The sequence below is a fragment of the Caproicibacterium lactatifermentans genome (genome assembly GCF_013315815.1).
Lineage (GTDB): Bacteria > Bacillota > Clostridia > Oscillospirales > Acutalibacteraceae > Caproicibacterium > Caproicibacterium lactatifermentans.
In genome coordinates, this window is record NZ_CP046051.1 from 425,157 (window position 1) to 444,819 (window position 19,663).

The 19,663-nt window shown below is 52.7% G+C and carries 19 protein-coding genes and 1 pseudogene; 17 read left to right on the top strand and 3 right to left on the bottom strand.

From position 1 onward, the window contains the following. The first annotated feature begins 385 nt into the window (after positions 1–385). Positions 386–1,876: an NCS2 family permease gene (locus tag GJQ69_RS02075; RefSeq protein ID WP_086036462.1), complete on the top strand. Its 1,491-nt coding sequence runs from the start codon at positions 386–388 to the stop codon at positions 1,874–1,876. A gap of 77 nt (positions 1,877–1,953) precedes the next feature. On the opposite strand, the gene GJQ69_RS02080 is transcribed toward GJQ69_RS02075, so the two are convergent. Further along, entirely contained in the window at positions 1,954–3,369 is a 1,416-nt protein-coding gene (locus GJQ69_RS02080; protein WP_157658983.1) for a YcxB family protein, read from the bottom strand. A 252-nt stretch (positions 3,370–3,621) separates the two neighbouring features. Between GJQ69_RS02080 and GJQ69_RS02085 the strand changes: the two genes are divergently transcribed. Beyond that, a complete protein-coding gene (locus GJQ69_RS02085; protein WP_174192816.1) occupies positions 3,622–5,061 on the top strand; it encodes an alanine/glycine:cation symporter family protein in 1,440 nt (479 codons plus the stop codon). A gap of 68 nt (positions 5,062–5,129) precedes the next feature. Here the strand turns inward: GJQ69_RS02085 and GJQ69_RS02090 are convergent, their stop codons facing one another. Both GJQ69_RS02090 and GJQ69_RS02095 read right to left on the bottom strand, forming a co-directional pair. Further along, positions 5,130–6,809, bottom strand: a complete 1,680-nt coding sequence (locus GJQ69_RS02090) for an ArnT family glycosyltransferase (protein WP_157658982.1) — start codon at positions 6,807–6,809, stop codon at positions 5,130–5,132. A gap of 15 nt (positions 6,810–6,824) precedes the next feature. Then, complete coding sequence (locus tag GJQ69_RS02095; RefSeq protein ID WP_174192818.1) at positions 6,825–8,381, bottom strand: NAD(P)/FAD-dependent oxidoreductase; 1,557 nt, start codon at positions 8,379–8,381, stop codon at positions 6,825–6,827. Positions 8,382–8,580: 199 nt separating this feature from the next. Here GJQ69_RS02095 and GJQ69_RS02100 point away from each other — a divergent pair, with 199 nt between their 5' ends. From GJQ69_RS02100 to purE, 15 genes and pseudogenes are all read left to right on the top strand, one after another. Continuing rightward, positions 8,581–8,949, top strand: coding sequence for a sigma factor-like helix-turn-helix DNA-binding protein (locus GJQ69_RS02100; protein ID WP_086036457.1), 369 nt, complete (start codon positions 8,581–8,583; stop codon positions 8,947–8,949). A 15-nt stretch (positions 8,950–8,964) separates the two neighbouring features. Further along, the gene (ffh, locus tag GJQ69_RS02105) at positions 8,965–10,320 is read left to right on the top strand and encodes a signal recognition particle protein (RefSeq protein WP_086036456.1); all 1,356 of its coding nucleotides are present in this window, start codon (positions 8,965–8,967) and stop codon (positions 10,318–10,320) included. Between the two features lie 91 nt (positions 10,321–10,411). Further along, complete coding sequence (gene rpsP, locus GJQ69_RS02110) at positions 10,412–10,654, top strand: 30S ribosomal protein S16 (protein ID WP_086036455.1); 243 nt, start codon at positions 10,412–10,414, stop codon at positions 10,652–10,654. A 19-nt stretch (positions 10,655–10,673) separates the two neighbouring features. Further along, positions 10,674–10,907: a KH domain-containing protein gene (locus GJQ69_RS02115; protein ID WP_086036454.1), complete on the top strand. Its 234-nt coding sequence runs from the start codon at positions 10,674–10,676 to the stop codon at positions 10,905–10,907. Positions 10,908–10,992: 85 nt separating this feature from the next. Then, positions 10,993–11,505 carry a ribosome maturation factor RimM gene (rimM, locus tag GJQ69_RS02120; RefSeq protein WP_086036453.1) on the top strand — a complete coding sequence of 171 codons (513 nt, stop codon included), beginning with the start codon at positions 10,993–10,995 and terminating at the stop codon, positions 11,503–11,505. Continuing rightward, positions 11,495–12,241: a tRNA (guanosine(37)-N1)-methyltransferase TrmD gene (gene trmD, locus GJQ69_RS02125; protein ID WP_086036452.1), complete on the top strand. Its 747-nt coding sequence runs from the start codon at positions 11,495–11,497 to the stop codon at positions 12,239–12,241. The genes rimM and trmD overlap by 11 nt, the downstream gene beginning before the upstream one ends. Positions 12,242–12,487: 246 nt before the next feature. Next, positions 12,488–12,751 carry an HPr family phosphocarrier protein gene (locus tag GJQ69_RS02130; protein ID WP_086036451.1) on the top strand — a complete coding sequence of 88 codons (264 nt, stop codon included), beginning with the start codon at positions 12,488–12,490 and terminating at the stop codon, positions 12,749–12,751. Positions 12,752–12,839: 88 nt separating this feature from the next. Beyond that, positions 12,840–14,699 (top strand): excinuclease ABC subunit UvrC, encoded by a 1,860-nt coding sequence (gene uvrC, locus GJQ69_RS02135; RefSeq protein ID WP_236849715.1) that lies wholly within the window; start codon positions 12,840–12,842, stop codon positions 14,697–14,699. A 97-nt stretch (positions 14,700–14,796) separates the two neighbouring features. After that, a pseudogene (rsmD, locus tag GJQ69_RS02140) lies at positions 14,797–15,348 on the top strand (16S rRNA (guanine(966)-N(2))-methyltransferase RsmD); the annotation flags it as partial. Continuing rightward, a complete protein-coding gene (gene coaD / locus GJQ69_RS02145; protein WP_086036449.1) occupies positions 15,345–15,848 on the top strand; it encodes a pantetheine-phosphate adenylyltransferase in 504 nt (167 codons plus the stop codon). The pseudogene rsmD and the gene coaD, both read left to right, overlap by 4 nt. After that, positions 15,845–16,342, top strand: coding sequence for a hypothetical protein (locus tag GJQ69_RS02150; protein ID WP_086036448.1), 498 nt, complete (start codon positions 15,845–15,847; stop codon positions 16,340–16,342). The genes coaD and GJQ69_RS02150 overlap by 4 nt, the downstream gene beginning before the upstream one ends. Before the next feature lie 83 nt (positions 16,343–16,425). After that, entirely contained in the window at positions 16,426–17,292 is an 867-nt protein-coding gene (locus GJQ69_RS02155) for an EamA family transporter (RefSeq protein WP_086036447.1), read from the top strand. Between the two features lie 222 nt (positions 17,293–17,514). Beyond that, positions 17,515–17,961, top strand: coding sequence for an NfeD family protein (locus tag GJQ69_RS02160; RefSeq protein ID WP_236849716.1), 447 nt, complete (start codon positions 17,515–17,517; stop codon positions 17,959–17,961). Between the two features lie 49 nt (positions 17,962–18,010). Next, positions 18,011–18,940, top strand: coding sequence for an SPFH domain-containing protein (locus GJQ69_RS02165; protein WP_086036446.1), 930 nt, complete (start codon positions 18,011–18,013; stop codon positions 18,938–18,940). A 211-nt stretch (positions 18,941–19,151) separates the two neighbouring features. After that, the gene (gene purE, locus GJQ69_RS02170) at positions 19,152–19,655 is read left to right on the top strand and encodes a 5-(carboxyamino)imidazole ribonucleotide mutase (RefSeq protein WP_086036445.1); all 504 of its coding nucleotides are present in this window, start codon (positions 19,152–19,154) and stop codon (positions 19,653–19,655) included. Positions 19,656–19,663 lie beyond the last annotated feature (8 nt).

Sequence of the window (19,663 nt, forward strand, 5' to 3'; positions counted from 1 at the left end):
AGTTGCTTTTTTTGTCGCCGAATAGGCATGATAACCCCCAGTTCAACTGGAGGTAGGAAAAAGATGTCAACGTGCTAATTTGAATGTATAAAGACTGGAAGCCGCTGATTATATACTCTGTGGCATCTACATATTGGAATATGACCAACCAAACCCCGAAGCCATTTTACGGCTCCGGGGTTTCTGTGTCTGCGGCCTGTGGAAAGTGTGCAGAAGGGAATGACAGAAAGCGTAGGAACTGCTAAAGTATGAATAATTTATTTCAGAAATCGAAATTTTGTGTAAATAACACCTTGCGCAATGTCAGAAAAACAGATATACTTAAAAATAGAACCCGACACAATGATTTGCCGGGCAGTTTTATTTTTTGAAGGAAGGAAATAAAATGGAGGAAACCAAGAAACAGGCGTACCATCCCAAGGGAGACTTTTTTAACCTGAAGGGGAACGGGACAAACGTCCATACGGAAATTATGGCCGGTATTACGACGTTCTTCACCATGTCGTATATCCTGTTTGTTAACCCACAGGTGCTTAGCAAGACCGGCATGGACAGTCAGGCGGTGTTCCTGGCTACCATCATTGCCGCGTCCATCGGCACCCTGGTCATGGCACTGTTCGCAAATGTTCCGTACGCACAGGCGCCGGGCATGGGACTGAACGCATTCTTTACCTACACGGTGTGCATGTCCCTGCACTTCACTTGGCAGCAGGCATTGGCAATGGTGTTCATCTGCGGCCTTATCAACATCATCATTACCGTTACCAAATTCCGTAAGCTCATTATCAAGTCGATTCCAAAGAGCCTGCAAAATGCTATCAGCGGCGGCATCGGCATCTTTGTGGCATATATCGGCCTGAAGAATGCAAACCTTATCCAGTTCTCAACGGACAGTTCTTCCATGGTGGCTATCAACGGTCAGCCATACAGCGCGACCGCAGCCTACAAGGGAATTACCTCGGTGGCTTCCAATGGTGGTGTGGTTCCGTCTATCGCTACTTTTAACCAGCCCTCCGTGCTGGTGGCACTGTTCGGCATCATTCTCATTGTGATTCTGCTCATGCTGAACGTTAAGGGCGCCATTCTCATTGGCATTATCGCCACAACAGTAATCGGCATTCCGTTTGGCGTTACGGATTTCTCCGGCGCGTCCATTACGTTTGGAAGCCTTGGCACTGCTTTTTCCAAACTGGGCACCACTTTCGGCGCTGCGTTCAGCTCGCAGGGCATGGGTTCATTGTTTAACGACCCCAGCAAGTTCCTGTTGGTTATTATGACCATCTTTGCGTTCAGCCTTTCCGATACATTTGATACCATCGGCACCTTCATCGGTACAGGCCGCCGCACCGGTATTTTCAGTGAAGAGGACGAGGCGGCACTGAACGACAGCAAAGGCTTCAACTCCAAAATGGACCGTGCGCTGTTTGCGGATTCCATTGCTACTTCCATCGGCGCTATTTTCGGCACATCCAACACAACAACCTTTGTGGAAAGCGCTGCCGGTATTGGCGCTGGCGGCCGCACAGGACTGACTAGCCTGACAACGGCGATTATGTTCATGCTGTGCACAATTCTTGCTCCGGTAGCGGGCTGTATCCCAGCCGCGGCTACGGCACCGGCACTGATTATCGTCGGTATCATGATGATGAGCTCCTTCAAGGAAGTTAACTGGCCGGACATGGAAGAGGCCATTCCTGCCTTTGGCGCGGCTATCTTCATGGCACTGGCTTACAGCATTTCCTATGGCATTGCGGCGGGCTTCATTTTCTACTGCATTGTCAAGGCTGTCAAGGGCAAGTTCAAGGACGTCCATCCTATCCTGCTTGTTTCTGCCATTTTGTTTGTACTGAACTTTATTGTATTGGCCATTTTGTAAGCGGCCTTCCGGTTAAAAAAGAGAGAGTTTTTATAAAGCAGCCGTTGGATTTTTAGACGGCTGCTTTTCTGTCTGTTTTATTTATTTCGGTGCTTTCGGTGCGGTTTAAAATTTGAACATTGTTTCTGCAAAATGGCACGCAGGTCATCGGCGGTGCCTTTGGTAAAATCATGCTTGTTGACTAAACAGACATGGTTTGCGCCTAGGTACAGATAAAAGTATCGGCTGGTTTCGTAGACCTTGGCAATTTGCACATAGGGGTAAACACCGGAGGAAACGCCGGTCACCCGAAAATCCTCTGCCCGAAACTGGTAGCGCACTTTGCGCGTCTTCATTTTGCGGTAAGTTCCATCCTCCGCTTGAAAAACCTTATGCGGGATGCGTAAAATATAGATCACACAGAATACGGCGCCGAGTATGGCAAAGATTCTGACCAATGTAGAGGAATCCTTTGTTGCGATAAACAGGCACAAGGCCGCTGCAATCAGCAGAAAAATCCAAGTTCCCTTTCGATTCAGCAGCAGGTCTACCCGGCTAAAGCGCTGCAGCGCCTTTTTCACACACTTTGTTGTGTTTTCCACCAGTACTTCCGGTCCCGCCAATGGAATGCCCCGCTCGCGGGCTGCCGCTTCCTTTTCTTCCTGCCGCCGGCGGTAGTCCGTTATGCGCTCCAGCATAACAGCTTTGCGCCGCTTTTCATGGGTACGGCTTACGCGGCCGACAATGTACAGTACTGCCACCAGTGCCGCCAGGAACAGCAGCGGTCCTGCCAGAAATAGTGCAGAAAAAGCGGAACCGCCGCTTTCCTGCTGTTTGGGCAGATACTGCGTTACCTGAAGGCTGTCTGCCAGTGCCTTCAAACTGGCATGCTGCGGTGCCGTAAGTGCGCCAATTTCCCGATAAGTTCCCAGTGTATAGCTTCTGCCATTCGCAATGGTTAAGTAGGCGGCCTCCTGGACCTTTTTATTGTCCAGTGTACCGTTCATTTCCACATACACATACGGCAGCCCTGCAGCACCGGTAACGCGCTTGGAGGAGGACTTTATGGAGTCTGAGCCGTTTACGGACGACTCCGGCTTGTTCAGTTCTGACATTAGCGACTGCACCGCGGTACCGGACATATCCTTCATATTGTAGTATTTTTGAGTGCTGGAAGTATCCTTTTTCCGCAGATAAATGGTGTAGGCACTGTTTGGGGCGCAGATGAGCAGTATTTCATTCTGCTGCTGCATATCCTGTTTCTGCCGAATCCAGTTTGTAATGCCCGCTTTGGCAAGTGAGGGGTCCGAGGGGTCCGTGTTCTGCGTAAAGGCGTACAGGCCGGTGGGCACAGTCAGCTTCAGGTGCTCATCTGTCAGCTGTATCGGTGTACCGGAGCGGGAAGATGTCGTGGAGCTGACGGAAGAACTGCCGGCGGCTGCAGCGGGCAGCGTGCCTGCCGCGCCAATGCAGAGGACCAGCGCCAGCAGCAGGGCTGCGGCTTTTTTTCTCATGGTGGAAAACTCCTTTGTCTGCAAAATTGAAACCGTTTTTTCTGTTTCCATTATAACACAATCCCACCGGGCAAAAAAGGCGGCCGCAGAGTGCTGGAGGTAACATGACTGCACAGCGGGTACATTTACAAACACTGTGATTTCCTCTATAATCTTACTAAGAGGTACAGGAGAATGAATAAACAGGATTGCATTTCAATATTCATCCTGTAGGACACGGATTATAAAAAAGAAAGAAGATGACGGCCCCGAATGAGTAAAATAACCAATTTGTTGGAACGCATTGACGGTGCTGTGTGGGGACCAGTTATGGTCACTGCGCTGATAGGCACCGGCATTTTTCTAATGTTTCGACTTCACTTTCTGCCGTGGCGGAATCTGGGATATGCGCTGCGCTCTGTCTTTGGGGAGGATTCCCATAAAAAGAATGGTTCCGGGGACATTACGCCGTTTGCGGCATTGATGACAACGCTCGCTGCCACCATAGGCACCGGCAATATTGCCGGTGTGGCTACGGCAATGGTGATGGGCGGCCCGGGCGCACTGGTATGGATGTGGATTTCGGCAATGGTCGGGTTGGCAACGAAGTACACCGAGTGTACACTGGCGGTCCGGTTCCGGGAACGGGACCAAAACGGCGAGATGTGCGGTGGCCCCATGTATACCATAAAAAATGGATTTCGCTGCAAAAAGCTCGGCATGGTACTGGCTGCACTGTTTGCAGTGTTTACGGTGCTGGCGTCATTCGGTATCGGCGACCTGACGCAGGCAAACTCCATTTCTTCTGCTATATACGGTACCTTTCATATACCAACATGGATAACCGGCCTGGTTATCACCATACTGGCATTCGTTGTACTGGTCGGCGGCATTCAGTCTATTTCCAAAGTGTCGTCCATACTGGTACCGGCAATGGCTGTACTGTACATGATGGCTGGATTTGCCTGCATTTTTAGCAGAATACAGAATGTGCCTGCCGGCCTTGCACAGATTTTCCACATGGCCTTTACGGCACGTGCGGCGGCTGGCGGCGTCGGTGGTACGATTGTGGTGACCATGATGAATGCCATGCGTGCCGGCTGTTCACGCGGTGTCTTTTCCAATGAAGCGGGCCTTGGCTCCGCGGCCATTACATCAGCAGCGGCTACAACAGATTATCCGGCCCGTCAGGGGTACATCAGCATGACCGGAGCTTTCTTTGACACCATCGTGGTCTGCACGGTGACCGGCCTAAGCATTGCCGCTTCCGGCGTACTGGGGACAAAGGGACCGGACGGGCATGTACTGAATGGTGTGGAACTGACCATGCAGGCGTTCCAGAGCGTGCTTGGTCCTATGGGCGCATGGATTGTAGCCATTAGCCTGACACTGTTTGCGTTTTCTACAATTATCGGATGGGAATATATGGGCGAAGTGGCGCTGAAGTTTCTGGTAAAGAACCCCTCTGCCAGCTATGTGTATCGGGTGCTGTTTGCCTTTATGTCTCTCATTGGCTCTACCGTGGAGATGCAGCTCGTTTGGACACTGTCTGACATTACCAACGCACTGATGGCCATACCAAACCTCATCAGCCTGCTGGCGCTGAGCGGTGTGGCAGTAAAGGAAACGGTCATTTATCAGAAGAAAGTTGTTGTTCCGGAGCGGGAGGCACGCAGAGTCCGCCGAAAACAGAAATGTGTACAGAATACCTGACAAAAACATACAGAAAGCCCGCCGTGCGGAGAAGCAGTTTTCCGTGCGGCGGGCTTTTTGATTGTTGTTTATTTTGTACCCAACAGTAGATAGACACCGGCACTGCACACACAGAACAGCGTGATAAGCAGTGCAAGGGCACAGGTTACGGCACGGGGACGGTGCTCTTGCAGTACTGCACCGATACCCACGGTGCCGACCAGGACCGTGGGGAAAATGTATCGGAAGCTTTGGGTGCAGGCGAAGGGCTGTTTAAAACAGAACCAGATGTAAAACGCCATGCAGGTGCCGTACAGCACACCGCAGAACAGCACTTCTGAGCGGTACGGCTGCAGACTGCCGGATTTTCCCACCTGCACAGCGCAGCGAACCATGCAGACAAAGGCAGCTGCAGCCAGCAGGATGTTAGTCCAGAACAGGACCTGAGAAAAGCACAGTCCGACACCTCCCGTGAACAGCTTTGCCTCATCAAAGACGGACGTTTTAAAGAGTGCTGTAAACAGGTTGTGCTCAAAGACTTGGTTTTGCCAGTCCCAGTTTTCAAAAACGGTCAGGTGCTGCCAGTCTATACTGAACAGCCGCTGAAGGGGCGTATCAGTACCCAGATACTGCGGGTTGTTTTTTGCCAGCGCGGAGATAGCGCCGAACGGCATTTGAAAGCGGATTTTTCCGTACAGGCTCCACCACAGTCCCAGCGGTGCACAGACCAGCAGGAACAGGCCATACTGTTTCCACAGGCCGCGGCGCTTTCCCTTTCCTTTGATTAGACGAATCAGAAACAGAACCGCCACGGCGGGTGCCGCCAGCACACCGGCGCTTTTCGCCATCATGGCAAGACCAAGGAACAGGCCCAGTAGAAGAATGTTTTTTACGGTTGGACTCTGGTACCAGCGAATGGCATACAAAATGGAGGCCATGGTCAATGCCAGACACAGCACATCGTTGTTGATGCTGCCGGCCAGCAGAATGAGCATCGGGTGAAAGCAGAGGATGGCGAACGGCAGCGTGAGCGCCGCACCTTTTAGGTGCAGTGCCTGCAGAATGCGGTACCCGAGAATGATGACGGCGCAGGAATAGAAAAGCGACAGGAATTGCACATTTTCTATGGCGGTCTCCGTATTGGTGCCGAAGAACATCTGCAGCTTTACCCACATGGCGCTGAGAAAATAGTGCAGCGGCGGATGGTAGAACTCCCAGACCTTATTGGGGGCAAAATCCGGCAGGGCAAAATTGTGGTCTACAAAATATAAAATATATGCCTGGTGCCCTTCCGACTGAGACACCGGAAAAACATCGTGCTGACGTGTCAGATAAGAAGTATATAAAATATAGCAGGCGTGCAGAAAGAAAGCACCTGCGCCCAGCAGAATACAGGTGGCCTGGTCGGACAGCCACTGCTGTCGGTATTCCCAGAAACCGGCGGCGGCCAGCATCAGTAGCAAAAGCAGTGTCAGCGCGGACAGCGGGTGGCTCGACAACAGGCACAGCATTGCGGCACAGAGCACACACGCGGCGGAGAATATCACTGTCAGGACGGACAGCAGATGGGAACTACCGCATATGCAGTATCGTGCCATAAACCACGCTGTGCCCAGTGCCGTGCAGATGGCTGGCAGCAGAACACTGCGCAGGGGCAGCGGAGCTTCCGCCTGTCCGGCTGAGAAACTGGCGTACACCAGCATGCAGCCTAGACACAGCAGTAGGTATGGATGGGAGAAGACGGACGGGCGTATTTGTTGTCTGTTCATACCATACACCATCCGTCAGTCCTGTTTTTCTTCTTGATAGTCCGTGTCGGTATTCACATTCCATACGTTTGTCTTGTCCGCGCGGCCAGAAAGAATATTGTCCACCGCCTCAAAGGCTGTCATCATGGAGTGGTCCATGTTGTTGTAGCGGTGCTGCCCGTTGCGGCCAATGCAGTACAAATTTTGGTACTGATTTAAGTAAGTAATGATGCGGTCCATGTGCGCGTAGGTGTCAAAGTAGGCGGGGTAGGCTTTTTTCACGCGTTCGCGGTGGAAATCCAGAATATCGTCCGCACTTGCCAGAATGCCCATTTTCAGCAGCTCACCAGCGGCAAAGGCCATGCAGGATTCTTCAGTCATGTTCCAGAAGGCGTCACCCTCGGTGCAGAAATATTCCAGCCCAATCCATATGGTGTGTTCCGGGTCTTTCACCATATAGGGGGACCAGTTGTTGAAAATTTGCAGCCGTCCCAGCTTAATGCCGGTGTCCTGTATGTAAATCCAGCAGTCGGGTACGATATTACCCAGCGTTTTGCGGCCGGTTTCGTTTTTTAGGTTCAGCTTTTTCACCAGAAGCCCCAGTGTGACAAAATCGCGGTAAGGAAGGCCAGCCGCCAGTTTGGAGATTTCTTCCGGAACCGCATCCATGCCGCCGATAAGGTCCTTGACCGGCATAGACGACAGGAAAATGTCACCGGTTATGTTTTGTATTCCTTTCGGGGTTTCCACGGTCAGGGAAGTTACGTGGCCGTCCTGTGTATGGATGCCGGTTACATGGCAGTTTCGGTACAGTGTGCCACCCATCCTTTCCACCTCAGCGGCGGTCTGCTCCCAAATTTGGCCCGGACCATATTTCGGGTACTGGAACTGTTCTATCAGAGAAGTTTGGGTATCGGTGGATTTTTTGCCAGCTGCTTTCTGCAGCATATCTTTCAGCACGGCGGAAACGGACAGGCCTTTTACGCGCTGTGCGCCCCAGTCTGCGGAAATCATGCGCGGCGGGCGTCCCCACACCTTTTCAGTGTATCCCTCGAAGAACATACTGTACAGCGTTTTGCCAAAGCGGTTGATGTAGAAATTTTCCAGATTGTTTTCCGGCAGTTTGTGCAGACAGGCGTGCAGGTAGCTGCCGCCGGCCTGCAGGGTGCTGGCAAGACCGAGGTTCCGGAACGTCTGTGGCTTCATAGAAATGGGATAGTCGAAGAAGCGGCGGTTGTAATAAATGCGTGACACCCGCTGCCGTGTCAGCATGACGCGGTCCTGTACTTCGGGGTCTGGTCCGTCCGGCGTCAGCGTGCAGGGACGGTTCAGCACTTTGTCGTCGTAGGCCGGTGTGCCCTGCGCGGGCAGCCGCTGCGCCCACCAGCGGTTGACACGGCTTTCTTTGGAGAAAAAGCGGTGTCCACCGATGTCCATGCGGTTGCCGTGCCAGCGCACTGTACGGGAAATGCCGCCAACGGCGTTGCTTTCTTCCAGTATCGTGACGTTATAGTCGTTGCCTGCGCGGGACAGCAAATCATGCGCGGCGGTCAGGCCTGCCGGCCCGGCGCCGATAATAATAACCTGTTTCATATATAAATGGAACCTCCACGTCTTTATCCCTGTTTTTTCACTGATTTTCCTTTTCTATTATAAAGGCAACTATGTGAATTGAAAAGGGGGAAAAGTAAAGTCTGTAAAAAATGTACCGCTTGACAAACATACGCTCATGCAGTATAATCTTTTTGCTTGTAAAGCATATGGCTTTACAAGAAAGAACGGAGGCATCGTTATGGCAAAGGATTTGGAAATTTCACTGCTGCTGGACTACTATGGGGCTATGCTTACCCCGAAGCAGCGGAAAATTCTTGCCTGCTACTACAACGACGACCTGTCCCTGTCGGAAATTGCCCAGAACGAAGGCATCACCCGGCAGGGGGTGCGGGATGCGGTCAAACGCGGGGAAGCACAGCTGCGGGAAATGGAAACAAACCTTGGCCTGCTGCGCTGTTCCCGTGACCGTATGGCCGCCTACGCCAAACTGCGCGGGTATGCGGAACACATTCGTGACTACAACAGCCGCTTTGTTTATGACCGTTCCATTACAGAACAGATTACAAACCTTTTAAAGGTCCTTGACCGGATGGAAGCAGCAGAGTAAAAAGGAGGAGCACCAATGGCATTTGAAAGCCTTTCAGATAAACTTTCCGCCGCGTTTAAACGGCTGAAAAGCAAGGGAAAGCTTACCGAAGACGACGTGAAGGCCGCCATGCGCGAGGTGCGCCTTGCTCTGTTGGAGGCCGACGTCAACTACAAGGTGGCAAAGGAATTCACAAAAAAGGTGAGTGAGCGTGCCATCGGCAGTGAGGTTATGGAAAGCCTGACGCCTGGCCAGATGGTTGTCAAAATTGTGGACGAAGAACTGACCAACCTGATGGGCGGCGGCGAAGCGCGGCTCAACATCCCATCCTCCGGGCCGTGCGTTATGCTGCTGTGCGGCCTGCAGGGCGCCGGCAAAACCACCCACGCGGCAAAGCTGGGACGCCTGCTGAAGAAAAAAGGTCACCGGCCGCTGCTGGTGGCGTGCGATGTTTACCGTCCGGCCGCCATTAAACAGCTGCAGATTGTTGGGCAGCAGGCCGGTGTGCCGGTCTTTGAGGAAGGACAGGGCGACCCGATACGCATCAGCAAAGACGCTGTGCGCCGTGCGAAGGATTACGGCAACGATTTTGTACTCATTGATACTGCCGGCCGTTTGCAGATAGACGACAAACTGATGGATGAGCTGAAAAACATCAAAGAAGCGGTGCATCCCAATGAAATCCTGCTGGTCGTGGACAGCATGACCGGTCAGGAAGCAGTCAACGTGGCGAAGTCCTTTGATGAAAAGCTGGACATCACCGGCGTTATCCTTACTAAGCTGGACGGCGACACCCGCGGCGGTGCGGCGCTTTCCGTAAAAGCAGTGACCGGCAAGCCTATCAAATTTGCCGGTGTGGGCGAAAAGCTGGATGATATTGAGGTGTTCCACCCGGACCGCATGGCTTCCCGCATTTTGGGCATGGGTGATGTGCTGACACTCATTGAAGATGCACAGACAAAGCTGGACGAAAAGCAAGCGGAAAAAGCCGCCAAGCGAATGCTGCAGAACAAGCTGGACTTTAACGACTTACTGGCGCAATTCGACCAAATTAAAAAAATGGGACCAATTCGCGGTGTTCTGGAAAAAATCGGCATGGATACCCGCAAGCTAAGCGACTCCCAGCTGGATGACCGTATTGTGGACCGTGAAAAGGCCATTATCCTTTCCATGACACCGCAGGAACGTGAAAAGCCCTCTCTCATAAATCCATCCCACAAACGGCGCATTGCCGCCGGCAGCGGCACCCGGGTGGAGGATGTCAACAAGCTGCTGCGTTCCATGGAACAAATGCAGAAGCTGATGAAGCGTGTGAAGGGTAAAAAAGGCCGCCGCCGCTTTATGCCGCCGATGAACATGCCCGGCATGCCGGGCGGAATGCCTTTTAACTGACCGGATAATTCGGGGAAACCGCGTTTTTCCCAGGTTATAAATTCCTTTATTATATTTATTTTGCGTAGAAAAATTCTGGAGGTACAAACTTATGGCAGTCAAGATTCGTCTGCGCCGCATGGGCGCAAAGAAAAGCCCGTTTTATCGTATTGTTGTGGCAGATTCCCGCGACCCCCGCGACGGCCGTTTCATTGAAGAAATCGGTTACTACAACCCGCTGAAGGAGCCTGCCGAGGTTAAGGTAGACGCCGACAAGGTGCAGAACTGGATGAAGAACGGCGCACAGCCGACCGATACCGTAAAGCGCCTGTTCAAGAAGAACGGCGTACTGTAAAAAAGGGGAGGGCCCTTCCATGGAAAAACTTCTGACTGCCCTTGCGCAGGGATTGGTGGAAGACCCCTCGGCTGTTCAGGTGACGGTTGACGCGCCTGCACCGGACGGCACGGTTACTTATCATCTGCATGTGGCGGAACCGGATATGGGCCGTGTTATCGGCAAGCAGGGACGCATTGCACGGGCTATCCGCGTGGTTATGCGTGCGGCTGCCACCAGACAGGACACCAAGGTGTCTGTTGAAATCGACTGATTGATGCAGAACAAAGCTGCCGCAGGCGTTTTTGGCTTGCGGCATTCTTTTTGTCTGTGGCGGACCGGTGAAAGGGAGGAAAAACATGAAGACAGAGTATCTGGAGGCCGGCAGAATCGTTGGCACCCACGGCGTACGCGGGGAGCTTCGTTTGGAACCATGGTGTGACTCGGCATCATTTCTGCGGCAGTTCCATACGCTTTACTGGGAAAAGGACAAGAATCCCGTACAGGTGATGTCCTCCCGTGTGCACAAAAACCTCTTGCTGCTTACGCTGGAGGGTGTGGCAACCCTTGAACAGGCGGACGCTCTGCGAGGGAAAGTGCTGTGCTTCCGCCGAGCGGATGTCAACCTGCCGGAGGGCACCTATTTTCAGCAGGATTTGCTGGGCCTGACGGTTACGGACGCACAGAGCGGCCAGGTGTACGGTACCCTGACACAGGTGTATTCCACTGGCGCCAATGATGTATATGAAGTAAAAGATACGGACGGAAAGACTGTACTGCTGCCGGCAGTGCCGCAGGTAGTCAAAAAGATTGACCTTGAAAGCGGCACACTGGAAATCCTGCCAATGGAGGGAATGTTCCATGCGGATTGACCTAGTTACCCTGTTTCCGGAAATGTGTGAGGCCGTGCTGGCGGAAAGCATCGTTGGCCGCGGGCGCAAACGCGGTGCAGTTCAAATTGTGCCGCACCAGCTGCGCAGCTATGCCCATGACCGGCACAGTACGGTGGATGATACCGTCTTTGGCGGCGGAAAGGGAATGCTGCTGCTGGCGGAGCCCATTGCGGCCTGCTTTGACGACCTCACCCGGACACTCGGCGAAAAACCGCATATTATATTTATGAGCCCGCAGGGCAGGCCGCTTAATCAAAAGCTTTTGAAAGAACTAAATGGCTACGAGAATCTGTGTATTCTCTGCGGCCACTATGAGGGCGTAGACGAACGTGTGCTGGAAACTTATGTTGACGAGGAAGTTTCGCTGGGGGACTTTGTGTTGACTGGCGGAGAGCTGCCGGCGCTGTGCCTGATTGACTCGCTTGCCCGGCTGCAGCCAGGTGTACTGGCCGCCGCCGAATGCTACCAGGAGGAAAGCCACTACAATGGCCTGCTGGAGTACCCGCAGTACAGCCGCCCACAGGTGTGGCGCGGCAAAAGTGTACCGCCCCAGCTGATGACCGGGCACCATGCCAACATTGCGTGCTGGCGGCGGCAGCAAAGCCTGCTGCGTACCCTGCACAAACGCCCGGATATGCTGCAGAGTGCACCGCTTACCCCAGCGGACCGTGCTTTTTTGCAGCAGTACATGGAACAGTGTAAAGATGGAGAATAGTAGTTATAAATAATCGTTAAAAGTATAAGGCAGAGAGCCTAAAAGTTTTCAACAAACCTGTCAATATGCACGAAGGAACTTGTGCCGGAAAGCCCCCAGCTTAGGTATTAGTCCGAATTTTCGACGCAGTGATTGACCGCACTTTCAAATGTGCTATAATACAACTGTAAGCGCAAAAGCTTGTCTTTTTGTTCCGTGTGTATATTTTTAATGCTGAAAATTTTTAATCGTTAGGAGATAATTGGAATGTGTGTTAAAGAAGTATTGGTCCAGAATCAGGTCGGACTGCACGCCCGTCCTGCTACCTTCTTTATTCAGAAGGCCAACGAATACAAATCTTCTATCTGGGTTGAAAAGGAAGAACGCCGTGTCAACGCAAAAAGCCTGCTGGGCGTACTTTCTCTGGGAATTGTCGGCGGTACGACAATCCATATTATTGCGGACGGCCCCGATGAAGAAGAAGCTGTCAACAGCCTGGTCGATTTGGTCAAGTCCGGCTTTGCTGAATAATTTGTACTGCATACTGCCCCGTCTTCATGGTCTTTTCCGTGACGGGGCAGCTTTTTTATACCACTAAAGAAAAAAGGGGGCGGGACATTTGCTTAGTGAGGAAAAGCGCCGGGAACTGCGCCGGCGGGCCATGAATTTGCCCCTGCATCCCGGGGTATATATCATGCACGACCACAGCGGACAGATTATTTATATTGGTAAGGCCAAAGCACTGAAAAATCGTGTGAGCCAGTATTTTGGCAGTGAGAAGAATCATGCGGAAAAAGTGCGCCAGATGGTTGCCCATGTGGACTGGTTTGAGTATATCCTGACAGATAGTGAATTTGAGGCACTGGTGCTGGAAGCAAGCCTGATTAAACAGCATCAGCCAAAGTATAATATTTTGCTGAAGGACGACAAAGGCTATCATTATATTCGTGTTACGAAGGAAGCATGGCCGCGTGTTTCACAAGTACAGCAGAAGATGGACGATGGTGCTGTTTATCTGGGACCGTATGTCAGTTCCTGGGCAACCCGGCAGAGTGTGGACGAAGCCCTGAAAATTTTCCGTTTGCCTAGCTGCACCCGCCGCTTTCCGCAGGATATAGGCAGGCGGCGTCCCTGCCTAAACTATTATATTAAGCAATGCTGTGCACCCTGCCTTGGAAAAATCAGCCAAGAAGAATATGGCGAGCTGGTGCGGGAAGCGGTTGACTTTCTGCGCGGTGGCAGTGCTTCTTCTGTGCACCAGCTGGAACAGAAGATGCGGGAGGCAAGCGAGCATTTGCAGTTCGAGCGTGCTGCCCGTCTGCGGGACCGGCTGCTTGCTATCCGCCGTATGGCAGGCCGGCAGAAAGTGGTGGCAGTTTCTGTTCCGGAACAGGATGTCATTGCGCTGGCACAGGGGGCCGACGCCGCGTGTTTTCAGGTGTTCCGCTTTCAGGATGCCCGTCTGTGCGACCGTGAAAGCTTTCCGATGGGACAGGTTGGCGAACCGGAAAGTGCCCGCGGCGCTTTTTTGGAACAGTACTATACCATTCGGGACCGCATTCCGCCGCGCGTGACACTGGATGGTCCCGCGGAAAACACTGACCTGCTGGAGCGATGGCTGAGCGAAAAGGTCGGCCGGGCCGTGCATATCACCGTGCCGCAGAAAGGGGAACAGGCTCATCTGGCAGAGATGGTGCGCAGCAACGCGGCGGAACAGGTGGCACAGACCACCGGCCGCACCGGCCGCGAAACCAGTGCGCTGGACGAGTTGGGCCGTCTGCTGGGGCTTTCGCACCCGCCGCAGTACATTGAGTCTTATGATATTTCCAATTTAGCGGGGGAGGATAACGTGGCCGGTATGGTCGTGTTCGCAAATGGTCGGCCGCTCCGTTCTGCTTACCGCCGGTTCCGGATAAAAACCGTAGAGGGACAGGACGATTATGCTTCCATGCGGGAAGTGCTGTTCCGCCGGTTTCAGGAATATGAGGCACATAAAGAAGAGGATGAGGGGTTCGGCCACCTGCCGGACCTTATTCTGCTGGACGGCGGCAAAGGACAGATCAGTGCCGTGCAGCCGGTACTGGAACATTTTGGTCTACAGGTGCCGCTGTTCGGTATGGTTAAAGACAATAGCCACCGCACCCGGGCCATTACCGGCAGCGGCGGGGAAGTTGCCATTAACAGCCACCGTGCCGCCTTTACGCTGGTTTCCAGCATTCAGGATGAAGTACACCGCTGGGCCATCAGCTACCACCGCCAAAGCCGCAAAAAACATACTTTTTCCTCGTCCTTAACACAGATAGAGGGTATCGGTGACCGGCGCGCAAAAGCCCTGCTGCACCATTTTCGTACGGTGTCTGCCATTCGGGAGGCTACGCTGGAAGAGCTGGCAGGTGCGCCGTGCATGAACCGTCCCGCCGCGGAAAAAGTGTATGCCTATTTTCGGCAGGAAGAAAATTGCACGCCGCCGAAAAATTGATTTTCGCCTTTTTTTCGCTGAAAGTTGACAGGAACGCCGTGGAATGCGATAATAGAGTTCGTGACAAAACGCCACCACACCACGAAAGGAGTTCGGATCCATGCGCGTAATTACCGGCACGGCCAGAGGCCGCCGCCTTGTTACCCGGGAGGGTTCCGAAACACGCCCCACACCGGAGCGTGTGAAAGAAGCAATTTTTGACATCGTTCAGTTTCAGGTGGAAGGCCGCCGGGTGCTGGACGCGTTTGCCGGTTCCGGCCAGCTGGGCATTGAGGCACTTAGCCGCGGTGCGGACCATGCCACCTTTTTGGACAGCAGCCGGGAAAGCATACAAGTCATTCAGAAAAATCTGACCATAACAGGTCTTGCGGATAAAGCCAGCGTGTACCAGACGGATACCCTGCTGTATCTGCAGCGCCGCGGGCAGCGATATGACCTGTGTTTTCTGGACCCGCCCTACCGTACGGGCCTGCTGCAGCAGGCACTGCCGTTGTGTGCGGCAGTCATGAACCCGGGTGGCCTGATTTTGTGTGAGCACCCTGCCGATGAAGAACTGCCGCAGAGCGCCGGCGATTTCTGCCACCTGCGGGAGTACCGCTACGGGAAAATCAGGATAGCTACATTCGTGCATAAGGACGTATCAGTATGAGGAAAGAAAAAATTGCAATCTGCCCGGGCAGCTTTGACCCGATGACGCTGGGACACTTGGATATTATCCGCCGCTCCTGCAAACTGTTTGACAGAGTAATCGTTGCGGTACTGGACAATCCGGCCAAACACACTGCCTTTACAACAGAAGAACGGGAAGAAATGATTCGCCGCTGCACCAAAGAGATGCCGCAGGTGGAAATCGACAGCTTTCACGGTCTTCTGGCCGAGTATGCACATCAAAAGCACGCTGTGGCCGTGGTCCGCGGCCTGCGTGCTCTGTCCGACTTTGAGTATGAGTTTCAGATGTCCCTTACGAATCGGAATCTTAACCCAGACTTGGAAACCATCTTTTTTAACACGACCGCAGAAAATATGTTTCTCAGCTCCAGCGTAGTGAAGCAAATCGCCACGTTCGGCGGCGATATTTCAAAATGCGTACCGCAGTGTATCCTGCCGGATATTATGGATCGCATTTACACAGGAGGAAACAAGGAATGAGTGATGAAAATACCGTCAGCGCAGAGGAACTGATTGACGAGTTGGAACAGATGCTGGACGGCGCATGGCATTTGCCGCTCGGCCGTGGAAAAGCCGTGCTGAACGGTGAAGAAGCCCGCCAAATTCTCAGTGAACTGCGTGACACTCTTCCGAGGGAGGTAAGCCAGGCACGCGCGATTGTAGCTGACCGCGCAAAAATCCTTACGGATGCCCAGAAGCGTGCAGAGCGCACCATTCAAGAGGCGGAAACACGCGCACGGGATATGACCAGCAAGCAGGCGGTCCTTCGGCAGGCACAAAAGATTGCCACGGAGATGCTGACTGTTGCCCAAAAACAGACACGTGATATGCGCCATGCCAGCAGCCGGTATGTGGATGACCTGATGCGCCGTGCGGACGATTCCCTGACCGAGAATCTTTCAGAACTGCGCACAGCGCGCAAAAATATTCAGGAAATTGCTGCTCACACGGGAAAAAATCATTCCAGACAGTAAAACAGCCCAAAACTGGCTCCTCCACGCCGCTTCCTGTGTCGTGGAGGCTTTTTTATTCTGAATAGGAAAGAAGACAGACAGATATGTGGATTCTCTATGCGTTTGGTTCAGCGTTTTTTGCCGGTATTACAGCGGTATTGGCGAAAATCGGGATTAAAAATGTCAATTCTCATTTGGCAACGGCGCTGCGGACAGTTGTTGTGCTGGCCTTTGCGTGGCTGATGGTGGTTGTGGTGGGTTCCGGCGGCCAGATTGGCAGCCTGTCCGCACACACATGGACGTTCCTCGTCCTTTCCGGCTTGGCAACGGGTGCCAGCTGGATTTGTTACTTCCGTGCGCTGCAGCTGGGTGATGTCAATAAAGTAGCACCGATTGATAAATCCAGTACGGTACTGACCATGATTCTGGCATTTCTGTTTTTGGGCGAACCATTTTCAGCCAATATGCTGATTGGTATGGTGCTGATTTTAAGCGGTACCCTGCTGATGATACAAAAGAAAAAAACAGAAGCACCGGCTGCCGGGGGCAAAAGCTGGCTTGTGTGGGCGGTGGCCTCGGCGGTTTTCGCCAGCCTGACGGCTATTCTCGGTAAGGTCGGCATACAGGGGGTAGAATCGAATCTCGGCACCGCGATACGTACGGTGGTGGTGCTGGCGCTGGCGTGGGGGATTGTGTTCGCACGCGGCCTGCAAAAGCAGATTTCCGTAATTGATGGGAAAAGCTGGCTGTTCCTGGCACTTTCCGGATTGGCAACGGGATTGTCATGGCTGTGTTATTACCGTGCGCTGCAAATGGGCAGTGCCAGCTTGGTAGCACCCATCGATAAACTTTCTATTCTGGTTACGGTGCTGTTCTCTTACCTGTTCCTAAAAGAAAAACTGAGTTGCAGGGCCGCGGTGGGACTGGCACTTCTAACGGGCGGTACGCTGCTGCTGCTGGTTCACTTTTAAGGAAGCAAAGTATCTCATTTGGCGGTTACAGTTCTGTTGCTTCTCTGCAAAACGAAGAAAAGACGTGAAAAGGCCGGTCCCAATGCGCGGGACAGCGGCCTTTTCCCTTTTTTATATTTTCTGTACGAATAGGGCCGCCGCAGGCAGTATTCTCTCTTTCTTTTGTTTGCGTTCTGTATCATTCTATGATAAAATGGCAAAAATGAAAGAGAGGTGGGAAGTATGTGGGAACAACTGACAGGTGTCATGCCGTTTGTTTGGCTTGTCATTATCATCATTGCCGCAGTCATAGAGGGCCTAACGGTTCAGCTTGTAAGCGTTTGGTTCGCCGTGAGCGGCATAGTGGCGGCGGTTGCGGCTTTCTTCGGTGCGGCGCCGTGGATACAGGTCCTTTTGTTTTTGGCAGTGTCAGCAGTCCTGCTGCTGTGCACACGGCCCTTTGCTCGCCGCATGACGCGTTTTCAGAAAGTGCAGACAAACGCTGACCGCTATGTGGGAAAGACCGGTATTGTGACAGAGGAAATCTGCAATACAGATGACCGCGGCCTAGTCAAGATTATGGGCAGCGTGTGGACCGCGCGCTCGGAGGACGACAGCATCATTCCCGCAGGCAGCATCGTGGCGGTGGCCCGAATTGAGGGTGTCAAGCTGATTGTCCGCCGCAACTGACCTGTTTACTTTCGTCCAGCAGCCTGTTTTTTGAGAGGAGAGATTTGTTATGACTCTAGCATCACTTGTCCTGATTATCATTCTGGTTTTGGTCCTTTTAGTCATTGTTTCCAACATCAAGATTGTGCCGCAGGCCCACTCTTATGTGGTGGAACGTCTGGGTGCCTTCCACGCTGACTGGCGCACCGGTCTGCATCTTAAGATTCCGTTTATTGAAAAGGTTTCTAAAAAAGTGTCCCTGAAGGAACAGGTTGTCGACTTCCCACCACAGCCGGTTATCACAAAGGATAACGTTACTATGCAGATAGACACCGTTATCTATTTTCAGGTGACAGACCCAAAGCTGTACACTTATGGTGTGGAACACCCGCTGTCCGCGATTGAAAACCTTTCTGCCACCACCCTGCGCAACATTATTGGTGACTTGGAGCTGGACCACACGCTGACCAGCCGCGACTACATCAATACGAAGATTCGGACCATTCTGGACGAGGCAACGGATGCATGGGGCATTAAGGTTAACCGTGTGGAACTGAAAAACATCCTGCCGCCAAAGGAAATCCAGGACAGCATGGAGAAACAGATGAAGGCCGAACGTGGGCGCCGTGCCCAGATTCTGGAGGCCGAAGGCCATAAGCAGAGCGCTATTCTGGTGGCTGAAGGTGAAAAAGAAAGTACCATCCTGCGTGCGGATGCCAAGAAGGAATCCATGATTCGGGAGGCACAGGGCCAGGCGGAGGCTGTGCGTGAAGTACAGAGCGCCTATGCCGACGCGCTGAAGCTGCTGACAGAGGCCAATCCGAGTGACCGTGTCATTGCGCTGAAGAGCCTGGAAGCTTTCCAGAAAGCAGCTGACGGCAAGGCTACTAAAATTATCATTCCGTCCGAGATACAGGGTCTTGCGGGTCTTGCGACGTCCCTAAAAGAACTGATCACGGACCCGAAGGATGACCAAAACAACGCACCCGCGGCAAAGTAGAATAGAATTTTTCGTGAAAAAGCAAGACGAACCTTGCAATTATGCACGTTTTCCCCTACAATAGAGGTATTCTACAGGCAGGGGGGCGGAAAACAGATGCATCATCTTTTTTCAGGTTCGCCTGCTTTTCTTTCAAATAGACTGTACCGGTGGCGGCACAGCCTATTTTTCTTTTTATTTTATTAAATTGATATGGGAGTGATTGATTACCATGGCAACAAAAAAAGTAGCGGTCATTATGGGCAGCGACAGCGATTTTCCCACTGTCAGCAAGGCAATCGTCAAGCTGAAAGAACTGGACATTCCCTGTGAGGCGCATGTGATGAGTGCGCACCGTACCCCGGACGCAGCCATTGCTTTTGCACGCGGCGCAAAAGCGGCGAGCTTTGGCGTGATTATCGCGGCGGCCGGCATGGCGGCGCACCTTGCGGGCATTCTGGCAGCCAACACGACACTGCCGGTCATCGGCATTCCCATGAAGTCTTCAAACCTCGGCGGTATGGAAGCACTGCTGGCCACTGTACAGATGCCCAGCGGCATTCCAGTTGCAACGGTCGCCATTGACGGTGCTGTAAATGCGGCGATTCTTGCCGCGCAGATTCTGGCGCTTTCGGACGATGCGCTGGCGGGCAAGCTGCAGCAGGCCAAGAAGGATATGGCGGCTGGTGTTGCCAAAAAAGATGCAGCTGTTCAAGAGAAAGTAAAGGAACTGTAAGCCGTTTT

What these genes read in the sequence shown, in the direction of transcription:
- GJQ69_RS02075 (WP_086036462.1), top strand. Translation starts at nt 386, where the DNA reads ATGGAGGAAACCAAGAAACAGGCGTACCATCCCAAGGGAGACTTTTTT.
- GJQ69_RS02085 (WP_174192816.1), top strand. Translation starts at nt 3,622, where the DNA reads ATGAGTAAAATAACCAATTTGTTGGAACGCATTGACGGTGCTGTGTGG.
- rimM (WP_086036453.1), top strand. Translation starts at nt 10,993, where the DNA reads ATGAAGACAGAGTATCTGGAGGCCGGCAGAATCGTTGGCACCCACGGC.
- GJQ69_RS02130 (WP_086036451.1), top strand. Translation starts at nt 12,488, where the DNA reads ATGTGTGTTAAAGAAGTATTGGTCCAGAATCAGGTCGGACTGCACGCC.
- GJQ69_RS02080 (WP_157658983.1), bottom strand. Translation starts at nt 3,369, where the DNA reads ATGAGAAAAAAAGCCGCAGCCCTGCTGCTGGCGCTGGTCCTCTGCATT.
- GJQ69_RS02090 (WP_157658982.1), bottom strand. Translation starts at nt 6,809, where the DNA reads ATGAACAGACAACAAATACGCCCGTCCGTCTTCTCCCATCCATACCTA.
- GJQ69_RS02150 (WP_086036448.1), top strand. Translation starts at nt 15,845, where the DNA reads ATGAGTGATGAAAATACCGTCAGCGCAGAGGAACTGATTGACGAGTTG.
- ffh (WP_086036456.1), top strand. Translation starts at nt 8,965, where the DNA reads ATGGCATTTGAAAGCCTTTCAGATAAACTTTCCGCCGCGTTTAAACGG.
- coaD (WP_086036449.1), top strand. Translation starts at nt 15,345, where the DNA reads ATGAGGAAAGAAAAAATTGCAATCTGCCCGGGCAGCTTTGACCCGATG.
- GJQ69_RS02095 (WP_174192818.1), bottom strand. Translation starts at nt 8,381, where the DNA reads ATGAAACAGGTTATTATTATCGGCGCCGGGCCGGCAGGCCTGACCGCC.
- GJQ69_RS02160 (WP_236849716.1), top strand. Translation starts at nt 17,515, where the DNA reads ATGTGGGAACAACTGACAGGTGTCATGCCGTTTGTTTGGCTTGTCATT.
- GJQ69_RS02155 (WP_086036447.1), top strand. Translation starts at nt 16,426, where the DNA reads ATGTGGATTCTCTATGCGTTTGGTTCAGCGTTTTTTGCCGGTATTACA.
- GJQ69_RS02165 (WP_086036446.1), top strand. Translation starts at nt 18,011, where the DNA reads ATGACTCTAGCATCACTTGTCCTGATTATCATTCTGGTTTTGGTCCTT.
- GJQ69_RS02115 (WP_086036454.1), top strand. Translation starts at nt 10,674, where the DNA reads ATGGAAAAACTTCTGACTGCCCTTGCGCAGGGATTGGTGGAAGACCCC.
- GJQ69_RS02100 (WP_086036457.1), top strand. Translation starts at nt 8,581, where the DNA reads ATGGCAAAGGATTTGGAAATTTCACTGCTGCTGGACTACTATGGGGCT.
- trmD (WP_086036452.1), top strand. Translation starts at nt 11,495, where the DNA reads ATGCGGATTGACCTAGTTACCCTGTTTCCGGAAATGTGTGAGGCCGTG.
- purE (WP_086036445.1), top strand. Translation starts at nt 19,152, where the DNA reads ATGGCAACAAAAAAAGTAGCGGTCATTATGGGCAGCGACAGCGATTTT.
- rpsP (WP_086036455.1), top strand. Translation starts at nt 10,412, where the DNA reads ATGGCAGTCAAGATTCGTCTGCGCCGCATGGGCGCAAAGAAAAGCCCG.